Genomic DNA, 12739 nt, shown 5'->3' on the forward strand with positions numbered 1-12739 from the left:
TAACACGGTATCCGGCTAAGGGGAGTTTATATAAAGAGGTTATTAGATTTTTGCGGCTTAAACATTTTCAAAATACGAGCAACTGTGTTTCACACCACATCATTTTCGAAGACTTCACTTAACCTGGTTCCCTTATGTGTGCTGAATAGATGTCTTTTCCTTGAATTCTAAACGGCGACGATGCAAAATGGGCTCGGTATAACCATTTGGCTGATCTCGTCCTTTAAATACAAGGTCACACGCAGCCTGAAATGCCACGGAACGATCAAAATCGCCTGACATCGGTCTATATGCCGGATCTCCCGCATTTTGCTGATCCACAACTTTTGCCATCCGTTTCATCGTTGTCATAACTTGCTCCTTCGTGCAAATGCCATGGCGGAGCCAATTGGCGATATGCTGGCTTGAAATTCGCAGGGTAGCCCGGTCTTCCATTAAACCGACATCGTGAATATCAGGCACCTTTGAACAGCCGACACCCTGTTCCACCCAGCGGACAACATATCCCAGTATCCCTTGAGCGTTATTATCAAGCTCTTTTTGAATTTCTTCTTTGCTGAAGTGGGGATTTTTTTCAAGCGGAATATCCAGCATGTCATTTTGCAAGTCTTTGATTGAACGGGATAGCTGTTGTTGTACATCCCAAACATTCACCTTGTGATAATGTAAGACATGCAATGTCGCAGCTGTCGGAGACGGTACCCAAGCTGTGCTGGCCCCCGCCTCGACATGGCCCATTTTTTGTTCGATCATGTCTTTCATTTTATCCGGCATTGCCCACATGCCTTTCCCTATCTGCGCCCGGCCGGGCAGCCCGGCCGCAAGGCCCGTGTACACATTGGATTGTTCATATGCACTGAGCCAATTGGCTTTTTTCATTTCATTTTTTCTTATTACGGGTCCAGCCTCCATAGAAGTATGGATTTCATCTCCTGTCCGATCAAGGAAACCCGTATTGATAAAGGCTATTCTTTCTTTTGCTTCGTAAATGCAATTTTTCAAATTTAACGACGTCCGCCGTTCCTCATCCATAATGCCCATTTTCAAAGTGTGCCGGGCAAGGCCGAGCAGATCTTCTACCCGATTAAACAGTTCATTGGCGAAAGCTACTTCTTCCGAACCATGCATTTTAGGTTTGACAATATATACAGAGCCTTTTTTAGAATTTTTCTTTGCGGTGTTGCCAAGCAGATCATGCTTAGCAATTAAACTGGTGACAACCGCATCCAAAATCCCTTCGGGAATCTCTTCCCCATTATGATCCAAAACCGCAGGCGTTGTCATTAAATGACCTACATTGCGGACGAGCTGCAGCGAGCGGCCGGGAAGCTGAAACGCTTCTCCATCCGGTGACATGTATTTCCGATCCTCATTCAGTACTCGATGAACGATTTTTCCATTTTTCTTAAATACAGCTGTTAATGTTCCTTTCATCAAACCAAGCCAGTTTCGGTACACATCGACTTTGTCTTCCGCGTCCACTGCTGTGACGGAATCTTCGCAATCCATGATCGTTGATAAAGCAGATTCTAGCAATATATCTTTTATCCCTGCCGGATCTGTTTTACCGACAGGATGTTGGGGGTCAAATTGAATTTCAACATGCAAACCATTGTTTTTCAACAGAACGGCAGTCGGATTTTCAACACTTCCACGGTAGCCAGCCAACTTTTTTTGATTGAGCAAACACACTCTATTTCCGTTATTTAATTGAACAGCAAGCTTTCTCCCGTCAATATAATAATTGACCGCTTCTTTATGAGATGCTCCGTGAAGGGGCGCGATTTGGTCCAGAAATTTTTTTCCGTACTGAATGACCTTTTGTCCGCGAACCGGGTTATATTCACTCATTCGGCGTGCTCCATTTTCCTCATCAATGGCATCTGTTCCGTACAGGGCATCATACAAACTTCCCCATCTGGCATTTGCCGCGTTAATAGCGTACCTGGCATTATTGACCGGAACAACCAATTGTGGTCCCGCCATATTTGCCATTTCTTGATCCACATTTTTGGTTGTGACTTTACAATGGTCTACAGGAGGCTCCAAGTACCCAATATCTTTTAAAAAAGATTTATACTCTGTCAAGTCAAAGTGATCTGTATGTTTGTGATGCCATTCATTTATTTTTCGTTGCAACATGTCACGCTTTTTTAAAAGTTTCCTGTTTTTGGGAGCAAGATCTTGAATAAGTCTGCTCAACCCCCTCCAAAACACCCCGCTCTCAACCCCGCTCCCGGGCAAGGCCTCTCTTTCAATAAATTTGTACAAAGCGGGAGCCACTTGAATTTCATTTACATTCAGATAGCTTTCCATCTCTTTCTCCTCCATTTCCGACGGCCAAATATATCATAAATTGATTTTTGCTTGCTTGATCATCACCCTGTTTTATTTACACCGGAACTTTGGAGAACTCCTCCTGAAATCTCGCTATCGCCCCATCAACATTTGCAGAATAACCCATTTCATTCAGCGTTTCACCAATGAAACGAACCGCCTTTTCAAGCATTTCTTTCGTTGTGTTGCCCATATGGCCAATGCGGAAGGCTTTGCCAGCCAAGTGAGCTAGCGCTCCTGCCACAATGAGCCCCTTCCCGGCTAATTGTTTACGGAAAGCAGCGTCATTGACTCCCTCTGGATAAAGAATGCAAGATAATGTCGGGGCCGCAACTTTTTCTTCTGCCAATGGTGTCATACCGTACGCTTTCAACGCTGCCCTGACGGCTCTTCCAAATTTTTCATGCCGTTCATATCTATTTTCCAAGCCCTCCTCCAACACGAGCCTCATCCCAAGTTCATACGCATAGACCAAATTGATGGCAGGCGTTGCAAAATATTTTTGCGGATCGTGCATAACAGGTAGCCAATTGTAAATATCGCAATAATAAGCAGGCACTTTTCCGAGTTTTTCACGGGCGGCCAATGCTGTTTGATTAAAGGCTACCACCGCTATGCCTGGTGGCACTCCAATAGCCTTTTGCGAACCTGTTAATACGACATCTATTTTATAAGCCGGGTTGCCCCCATACGCTTTTCCCATATTCTCTTCCATTGCGGCAGTAGCACAAACACCATCCAAAATGACAAGCGCATCATATTTTTTAATGACAGGAATGAGCGAATCCAAATCCGCTTTTACCCCTGTTGAAGTATCTGCATGCGTAATCGTAACTGCCTTGAAACCGCCTTTTTTCAACTTTTTTTCCACTTCGGCCGGTGAAACTTGTTTGCCCCATTCCGATTGGACTGTTTCAACCTCAATCCCAAATGCTGCTCCCAATTTGCTAAATCGATCTCCGAAAAATCCTTGGCTGATGACCAAAAGCTTCTCCCCCGGCGCAACTGTATTCACCAACGCCATTTCCATTGCAAGTGTTCCAGAACCGGAAATGACAAATGTCTCACCATCTGTTTGCAGCATTTCTTTTGTCTTGGAAATGGCACTTGTATACAGTTCGGCAAATCGGGGATCTGTATGACTCCGGGTTTCTTGGGCCAACGCCTTATAAATAGGATCAATGACCGGTGTTGGGCCGGGTATTAACAACATTTCTTTGTTTGGCATCATGCATCCTCCTCCAATATAGTTGTATTTTTTAAAAATATTCGGTGAAATTTGTCTTAATATATACATTAAGCGCTTTCAACTTCTGAATCATTATTGAAAATAACTAAAAAGGTTGGCCGGTTTTATTCATTTCAGATAAAACGAATACCAAAATGCTATTCTCGTTAAAGTATAAAGCCGCAGTAGAACCAGGCCTTCAAAATTGTGGGCCATGCAGACGCGTTGCCACACAACCTCTAAGCCCCCGTATCAGAAAGGGAACAAGATCGAAAGTGTCCTGTTGGCAAGCTCATGCAGCGATATCTTCGGAAAAAACTTATCCTTTTCCTCCGTGCGCTAACGATCATGTAGCTTATACTATAATAGCTTATACTATAACAACGAAGCTTTCCTTTGTCTGTCGCTTCGCTAGCGCTCATACACCCTGTACGTCGCGAAGCCTTTTGATCGACATTCTTGAAAAAACGATTGTTTCAAGTCGGCAGGACAAAGCAGCGGCATAGGCTTTTACAGGCTGTTGGTCCTCCACTCATCATTCTCGTTTTGCCCCGATTTCTTGAAGTCACGAGGCATACAGCCGGTTCATACCGGATAAATCCCTCATAGGGCCGGTTCATTGATCAAATATGGTTCCTTTTCTAAACTCAGACTGCTTATATGCATATTTCATTAACAGAATATAGACAATACCGGAAGTGATCGCTCCAACGACCCATGCCAGCTCCACCATGATAAAAGCCGCTGCCGCCCCGATAATCAGCGCCATGATGGCGGCCGGATTAAATCCGGCAAATGGGCCGTCTTCTTTATACAAATCCGGTATATGTACTTGTTGCGTTCTCAAAATATAATATTCTATCAGCAATATCGAAACAATCGGACCTAAAAATGCGGAATAGATCAGAATAAACATCCCAAGGCCTTTTGCGGATGAATCTTGCACAAGCACCCACGGGAATGAGCATAATGCCAGCAAACCCGTTATGATAACAGCTGGCTTGTAATGTAATTTTGTCAGTAACGTAATGACATAAGTTGGCGGAATAATATTTGCCATCATATTTACGCCAATGGCGCCAATCACTATAAAGGCGGATACAACGAATGTGATATATGAATTGTCAACTACGATGGCAAAAGCTTTTACGGGATTGGAAATCCCAGTGACAGAAGCAAGCATTGCGCCAATTGAAAGCGTCAGAACGAATGCCAGCATAATAGGGAAAAAATACAAAAATACGCGCGCTTTGTTGCTGATGCCTGTTTTCAATTCTCGTGAATAATCCGCCGCACTTAAAAAGAGTGCCGAATAATAACCGATCAACATCATAATAAACCCAAAAAACGGCAATCCCCAAGATCCCTTTGCAGCAACCCATTTTTCAACAATCAAAGCAGAGTGGTTCGTCAGAAGGACAAACAAGACATAGCCAAGGCCCAATGAAATCATAATGGATACAGCTGTTTCCACCCACTTCACAGCTTTAAATCCATGTAAGGAAAGCCCTATTTGCAAGACTTGAAGCAAGACAAAGCAAGCAGGGACACTGTCAAAAGCGCCTCCGGTCATGATCTTGGCGATTTCATTTAATGCCGTGCCGCCAATCCAACTCTGAAACCCAAACCAAATGATACCGGGAACCCCCCGAAGGAGCGCTGAAACAACAGATCCTTTTAAGCCGAATGACATTCTAAGCTGTATGACATAAGGAATCCCTGTTTGATATCCGACCCGATCATTTAAGGCAAATATGACCGATACGATACAGACCGCTATGATTGCTGCCATAAATGTTTGATAAACATTTAATGTCGCGATTCCGGCAACAATCAAACTTGCTCCCAGCGTCATATTTCCCAAATTGATACCTTCTCCGGTCCACATAAACATATAAGAAATTGGACCGACTGTTCTTCCCTCTTCTGTTTTTGGGCGTAATGATTCGTTTGATCCATATGGGTGTCCAGTATTATTTTTTTGCGTAGTAACATTTTTTATTTGTATCGGCATAGAGGTCAAACTCCTTATTTTCATCGCGTACCAAAAAAATTTGCCCATCGAAATGGCGGATAATTCCGCCGGCCAATACTTATGGTGGCAAGAGCAACATTATTATCCGGCTTTCAATTTGGAAGTCACTTTATTCCAATTCACAAATTTCTCCAAAAATATCGATATAAGAACTCCCATCATAAACCCATTTGATATAAGCGGCCGCATAAAAGGCGGTACGCTGCCAAATTGTTCTGGAGGTATATTCATTACACATACACCTATGATGACTGGAACCGCCAAACGATAGATTGTATGAGAATTAAAGAGCATGCCCTTTAAACTATTTAATGAAGTTCCAAATAATTGGAGGTAAGCAACAAATAAAACGGCGTTCCCCACGGTCAGCGGCATGGTTCCCAAAAAGGCGGCCAAGGGCGGTATAATTCCCAGCAACATAAACATCAGCCCGCCAATAAAGAAAGGATTCTTTTTTAATAGCTTTGTACTTTCCAAAAATCCGATCGTGGATGTAAAAGGCGTATAGGGCACCAGGCCGAAAACAGCCGATATGGACGTAAAAATACAATAATAAAAATCGACTTCCTATATTGGTGATGTTGGATCTTTTCCTTGTATATTTCAGCAGCAGCCCTAATTGAAACAAATGTATTCGTTAAGTTCATCAGGACTCCGAAAAAAGAGACAATGATGATGCCCAACTCCAAGTTTGGAACTCCAAAAGGAAAGATGATAAACTTCGCGGCCGCAACCCCTTCTTCAGGTGCATGAGAGGGAAAAAGAATCCGGTACAATAACCAGCCTCCGGTCATGCCGATCAAGATGGAAAAGTTGGCTATTCTTTTGCCGCCTTTTATCATCAGAAAGATAACGAAAATGACAACTCCGATTGAAAAAAAGCTGACAGGAAGGTCAAATGTTCCACTTTCGGTCATTTTAAACATGCCTTTAAAAAAAACAAAAGTAAGGTGAAAGGTAAGCAAAAATGTGTAGACGCTCATCACCATGGGTGTAATGATTTTTTGGATGATAGAAATAAGGTCAAACGCCGCCATAAAAATCAGTACAATGCCCGCCAACAGAACACCTGTTGCAATTCCCCCTCCGACTGTGGAGAAATCCATTCCAAGAGCGGAGGCAGAAATCCCCAAATTTAGGATAAGTCCCCACATTAAGCCTGAGTGGCTATCTAAAATGGGATAACGGTGCCCTGCCCAGGCCTGCAATATACAGGCGGCTCCTGTGATGATAAAAGAGTAGCGAATGGTCATTTCAACGACTTCTGATGGAAGCTGAAATGCAGCACCGACCGATATAGGAACCACGACTGTATTTACAAAGATAAATAAGAGCCATTGGAATGAGGAAAATAAAGTTATGACAGCTTCTTGCTTTGTCATTCAGACATCACTACTTCCAAATGGAGTTTACAGTTATAAACAGACGGCTGTTTAATATCTCGTAATATCCATCGGCAATGAGCCGGCTGCAAATCCAACAAACATAAAACGGCCTTTTCCAGTGTTTCGCATTCCGTGGATTTCGTTTGGTCTTGCCAATAAGACCATTCCCTCTCTGATTGGGATTTCATTTTCCAAGTCTGGAAAGTAGATGCCCTCTCCTTCTATGCAGACCCACATATCATCGACATTTGAATGAGAGTGGATGTATACTTCCTGCCCTGGTTCTAGACACCAAATAGCTCCAACTGTTTTGTCCGTTTCATAAAAATAGTTTTTCTGTGGTTCATCCGGGTCAAATTTGGCAATTTTATCAATCTCAAAGACTCTTTCTTTTAAAATCTGGGCAACGCTTAATGTTGTCTTATTTTCCACCTTTAGCTCCCCCTTTTTTTAAAGATCTTCATCACGATTGCAATCCTTGGAGTAAACATAAGTTAAATTTTCCTCTCCTACCGCGTACGCTGCTTGCTGTACATAGGGCCCCATGAAAATGTAATCGTCTTTTTGAACCGGAACCCACTGATTGTCCAAATTGTACATCCCTTGGCCGCTCAACAGATAGGCGCCATGTTCTTGAACATGTGTTTCTATAAAAGGATGGCTTGCGGCCGGATCAAAAGATAAAATATGAAAATTCATGTCAAAATCCAAATCCGCAGGAAGCAAATCCTTAATATGGACATTATGCAAGCCGTCATATATTTCATAATCGATATGGTCGGCATGATTGGAATAAACCCACGGCTTCCTGCCTTCAAGAGGCCGATATTTTTTCTTGTAAAGAAACAACTTTGATTGACCGTTCCGTAGATTTTCCAAATACATTTTTACTCCTGGAGGACAGTATAAATAGCCACTTTCCTCTAAAATGAATTCCTGTTCCCCCGCAGCGGCTTTTATATTTCCATCAATTACGTAAACAAACGTTTCTATATTAGCTTGGCCGCCAAAACCTTCCATGTTTTTCCCGCCGTCTTGCATCGTTACTATATAATCAACAAAGCTCGCCCCAAGCTTTGGAGAAGCCAAAATGGAAATGATACAATTCTCAAATCCCGGGATGATGTTGTTCACCAAACCTTCAGGTGTAATCAGTGCGTATTTTCCCGGTTCAATAATGGATCTGCTTGATAATAACTCTTTAACGGTACTGCTCGTTAATAGATCTTTCGGATAGCTCATCTTTATAAACTCCTTTTTATTCTTTTATTGAATCCTAATATGCCAATTCGTATAAAATACCAATCAAAGTCTTAACTCCTTTGCCCAAATCCCGGTAATCCGTGTATTCTGCGGGATTGTGGCTAATCCCCTTTCGGCTTGGAACAAATATCATTGCCGTCGGGATCGTTTCGGCCATCATTTGAGCATCATGCCCCGCCCCGCTATGCATCAATTTGTAGCTGAATTTATTTAACTTGCAACCGTTTTCAATCAGTTCTACTAATTGGGGAGCCATCGGGACCGGATCGGTATCGAGCTGCATGTTAATGGATATTTCTACTTCATGTTCTTTGGAGATCCCTCTTATTTTCTCCTTGAATAAATCGGAATACTGAACGATTGCCTGTTTATCCGGGTGGCGAACATCCAATGAAAAAACCACTTTTCCAGGCACAACATTTACATTATTGGGAATAAATGTGATTTTTCCGACGGTAGCTACCAACGGATCTCCATATTGCTCAGCCAGTTTAATCATTTCATAGATCATATGGCTGCTTGCATAGGCCGCATCTTTCCGGTATTTCATCGGCGTTGTTCCGGCATGGTTTGCTTCGCCAGTAACCTCTATAGAGAACCTTCTTTGGCCAACGATGCTGTATACAATACCGATACTCTTCTGTTCTGCTTCAAGCACCTGTCCCTGTTCCACATGCACTTCGATAAATGCCTTTAAGTCCTGCCGTGGAGGTTTTGATTCATCCCTGAAAGTAAATCCCGACGCTTTCATTGCTTCTATAAAAGAAATACCATCTGCATCTTGAATACGTTCTACTTCCTTCCGTGATGCTTTTCCAATGACATTTTTTGACCCCCAAAAAGTATAGGGAAACCGGCTCCCTTCTTCTTCCGCAAATGAGATGACTTCGATATTCCTTTTTGGCTTGCCGAAATGGTCTTTGAGATATTTAATAGCAATCATGCCTGCCACAATGCCATATTGGCCATCATAGAGCCCGCCATTTGTCACGGTGTCAATATGTGATCCGGTCAGAATGGTTTCATCTGCGTTGGCGCCCTCTAAAATGCCGCTTAAGTTCCCAACTTCATCGAAACGTGCTACAAACCCCTCGCTCTCCATCCATTGCTTTAAGGCCCTTTGAGCTTCCACCCATTCTCTTGAATAAAGCAGGCGGGTGACGCCCCCTGCCGGATCCTTTCCAAATCTTCCGAGCCAAACGAGCCTGTCAATAGCCTCTTTTCCCAACTTTTCTATGTCATGGTTTGTGGCATTTTGTAATTGGGCCGCCATACTCTTATCCCCCCTTTGTTTGCGAGTCATTTCCCAGTTTATGTTTCATTTTAAATATTTTTCTTTTATTTATCATTAACACTAACAGCTAAAAAACGTTCAGCAAATTAGCCATTATCAATAAAGAAATCTATTTTCCATACAAAAAGTGGGGATGTCCGCAAAGTATAATTCAAACTTGAAAACTAAAAAACAAAACCCAAGAATGCTGTAAATCAACATTCTCGGGTTTTAAATTTTAATGCGTTTACTCTGATTGGACTTTTTTAGACATCTCCACTATGCCTGCATGATTTTTTTAATTTGCCATGTGGGGCGTTTTTTTATGTGTGATAAATTGGCCGATCGGCTCTCCTATAAATCCACGATTAACATCATAAACGAGATTCCCCCGAACGATTGTCTTTGTGATGCGGCAATTTATTTTTCGGCCGATATAAGGACTGTGCTTATGTTTATAAAACAGATCGTCTTTCTGAACGATATAGGACTGTCCTGAATCAATCAATATGAAATCAGCATCCTTCGCTATGGCAATGGTTCCTTTATTCGGTATATTGAATCGTTTGGCAGGATTGGCGGCAATCATACGGGCAAATCTGGCAGGCGGAACCCCACGCTTTAAAACGGCCTCGTCAAACAGTAAGTCCACACTATTTTGACACCCCGAGATTCCCCCCCACGCTTCAAACATATTATTTGCAGGGTTTTGTTTTAGGTCTGTTGGACAAGGTGAATGATCCGAGGCCACTATATCAATCTTTCCTTCTATCAACTTTTTCCAAAGTTTTTTCTGCTCCTCTTCATTCCGCAATGGCGGCGAACATTTTGCCGCCGGCCCGATAGCCGCAAACTGGGCGGCGGTGATCGTAAAATAGTGGGGGCAAGATTCAATCGTTACGTCCTGCCCGCCGTTGCGGGCTTTGACAATTTCTTCTACCGCCTCTGCCGAGCTGATGTGCACAAAATGAAGCATACAGCCTGTTTCCTTGGCAAAGTACAAGGCTCTTTTGACCGCATCCACTTCTGTAAAAACGGGACGCGACGCGGTATAATCTTCAGCCGAAGTTCTTCCCTGCTTTTCCATTTCCTCACCGAGGCGGTCTGTAATGACCGCATTTTCAGCATGGATCGCTAATACTTGCCCCAGTTCAGCCAGCTTTTTCATTCCTTCGTATAAAGTGTGATCATCGACATTTTTAAAATCCCCTGGCAGATCAGATCCACAAGTGGCCATAAAACATTTAAAGGCAACGGCTCCTTCTTCAACGAGTTCCTCTAGTTGATCCAAATTCCCCGGAACAAGGCCGCCATAAAAAGCATAGTCAATATAGTTTTTTCCTTTTGCCGCTTCCCTTTTTAATCGGAAAGAAGCCCGGTCCACCGTTGCTGGAAGGACATTTAGCGGCATATCTATATAACAAGTTGTACCGCCCGCAGCCAAGGCTTGCGTCCCTGTCACAAACCCTTCCCATTCGGTTCGCCCGGGTTCGTTCATATGTACATGGGCATCCACCATGCCCGGCAGCACATATTGCCCGCCAGCATGTATTTCCCCATCTGCAGGATCGGTTATGGATTCGGCCATTGCCGCTATTTTTCCATTTCTGACCCCGATATCAACTTTCTTAACTTGGTCTGAAAACACAACATTGCCGCCCTTAATGATCAAGTCATATTTCATGTTCTTCCTCCCGCTTGATATGTCATTTCGATGAAGCAGTTGATTATAATGATATTGTAACCGTTACCACAACTGACTTCATTATATCTTTTATCCAAACAGAAATTCGACGTTTAGACAAAACATACAAAAAAAGGATGCCTCCAACTTTGTCAGCACCCCTTTCCAGAAATCTCTTGATATTACTGAATGACAGCAGATTGATTTTCATATACATCGAGGGCGGCTTGCGCTGCCGCGCCTAAATGAACTTTTCCCCCTTGGCGATAAACAGATGCTTCTAATGCTGTCAATACCTTTAAAATATTTTCTTTTCGGCAACTGTATCCCATTGAGCCAATACGCCAAATTTTTCCAGCCAGCGATCCGAAAGAACTCGCAATTTCGACACCAAACTCATAAAGCATCATATGACGAACTTGATCGCCGTCCACCCCTTCGGGAATGTTCACACAAGTGACCACGGGCAATTTATAGAACGGATCTCCAAACAGTGTGAGCCCCATCGCTTTCAATCCTTCCGTCAGTGCCTTCTCATGTAATTTATGTCTGGCAAAGCGCGGTTGCAGCCCTTCTTCATGAATAATGCGCAGCCCTTCCCGCAATGCATAAAGCATGGATGTGGCTTCAGTATGGTGATTCAGCCGCTGGGGGGCCCAATATTCCTGTATCTGGCTTAAGTCCAAATAATTACTTTGAATTCTTCGGTGGTTGACCGATGAAATATCCAGACCCTGTTCAATTTTCTGCCGTTCTAATAATATTTTCTCCACTTTTTCATTATAAGTGATCGGAGCCATCCCCGTTGGAACCCCTAAACATTTCTGTGTTCCGGATATAACGGCGTCAACATTCCATTCATCCGTTTTAAAATCGGTCCCGCCCAAGGTTGCGACCGCGTCCACAATCAATAAAATTTGATTGTCGCGGCAAAACTTCCCTACTTCTTCTATCGGCTGCATGATGCCAGTGGACGTTTCTCCATGAACTAAGGCGACCACTTTTGGCTTCACTTTTTTTATCTGAGTAATCATATCTTCTTGCTCAAAGGCTGTCCCCCATTCGCATTCAATCGTAGAAACTTCCGCTCCACTTCGATAAGCTATTTCCGCCAGCAAATGGCCAAACCTGCCGTAAATCGGAACTAACACTTGATCACCCGGTTCAATTACGGAACAAAGAACAGCTTCGATCCCGGAGCGCGCTGTGCCATCAATCGGATAGGCCCAGTGATTCTTCGTTTGAAACAGCTTTCTTAATAAAGCCATCGTCTCGTCCATTATTTGGAGGAACTCCGGATCAAATTGTCCAATGACCGGAATGGACATCGCGCGCAAAACCCGCGGCTCCGCCTCCACGGGTCCCGGAGTCATTAACGTACGTATTGAAGGATTCAATTCTTTTAACATGTTTATCCTTCCTTTCTATCATAAGAGATAAAAATTTTAAACTTTTAGTTGAAATATGGTGATTTCCGTTTAAAATTGATTTTATAGCAATAAAATTCAAAATTCATTATCCACTCTGAACAATT

Annotated in this window: 10 protein-coding genes; all 10 read right to left on the minus strand. The window is 43.1% G+C overall.

Annotated elements, in window-relative coordinates; all coding sequences use genetic code 11:
• Window positions 1–132: 132 nt before the first annotated feature.
• A complete protein-coding gene (locus tag NST31_RS04285) occupies window positions 133–2316 on the minus strand; it encodes a malate synthase G (protein ID WP_077109843.1) in 2184 nt (727 codons plus the stop codon).
• 76 nt (window positions 2317–2392) lie between these two features.
• Window positions 2393–3565: an alanine--glyoxylate aminotransferase family protein gene (locus tag NST31_RS04290; RefSeq protein ID WP_077109842.1), complete on the minus strand. Its 1173-nt coding sequence runs from the start codon at window positions 3563–3565 to the stop codon at window positions 2393–2395.
• A gap of 616 nt (window positions 3566–4181) precedes the next feature.
• A complete protein-coding gene (locus tag NST31_RS04295; RefSeq protein ID WP_077109841.1) occupies window positions 4182–5579 on the minus strand; it encodes an NCS1 family transporter in 1398 nt (465 codons plus the stop codon).
• A 102-nt stretch (window positions 5580–5681) separates the two neighbouring features.
• On the minus strand, window positions 5682–6113 hold the full coding sequence (locus tag NST31_RS04300; protein ID WP_339164052.1) for a purine/pyrimidine permease: 432 nt from the start codon (window positions 6111–6113) through the stop codon (window positions 5682–5684).
• On the minus strand, window positions 6056–6982 hold the full coding sequence (locus NST31_RS04305) for a purine/pyrimidine permease (protein ID WP_339164054.1): 927 nt from the start codon (window positions 6980–6982) through the stop codon (window positions 6056–6058). Before NST31_RS04305 ends, NST31_RS04300 begins: the two co-directional genes overlap by 58 nt.
• A 51-nt stretch (window positions 6983–7033) precedes the next feature.
• The gene (locus NST31_RS04310; protein ID WP_205177860.1) at window positions 7034–7417 is read right to left on the minus strand and encodes a cupin domain-containing protein; all 384 of its coding nucleotides are present in this window, start codon (window positions 7415–7417) and stop codon (window positions 7034–7036) included.
• Window positions 7418–7435: 18 nt separating this feature from the next.
• Window positions 7436–8227, minus strand: a complete 792-nt coding sequence (allE, locus tag NST31_RS04315) for a (S)-ureidoglycine aminohydrolase (RefSeq protein ID WP_077109839.1) — start codon at window positions 8225–8227, stop codon at window positions 7436–7438.
• 34 nt (window positions 8228–8261) lie between these two features.
• On the minus strand, window positions 8262–9521 hold the full coding sequence (allC, locus tag NST31_RS04320; protein WP_077109838.1) for an allantoate deiminase: 1260 nt from the start codon (window positions 9519–9521) through the stop codon (window positions 8262–8264).
• A 298-nt stretch (window positions 9522–9819) separates the two neighbouring features.
• Window positions 9820–11205, minus strand: coding sequence for an allantoinase AllB (gene allB / locus NST31_RS04325; protein ID WP_205177867.1), 1386 nt, complete (start codon window positions 11203–11205; stop codon window positions 9820–9822).
• Between the two features lie 182 nt (window positions 11206–11387).
• Entirely contained in the window at window positions 11388–12620 is a 1233-nt protein-coding gene (locus tag NST31_RS04330; RefSeq protein WP_339165473.1) for an alanine--glyoxylate aminotransferase family protein, read from the minus strand.
• Window positions 12621–12739: the final 119 nt, after the last annotated feature.

Origin of the sequence: Siminovitchia sp. FSL W7-1587 (assembly GCF_037963795.1) — a bacterium.
Classification (GTDB): Bacteria; Bacillota; Bacilli; order Bacillales; family Bacillaceae_C; genus Siminovitchia; species Siminovitchia thermophila.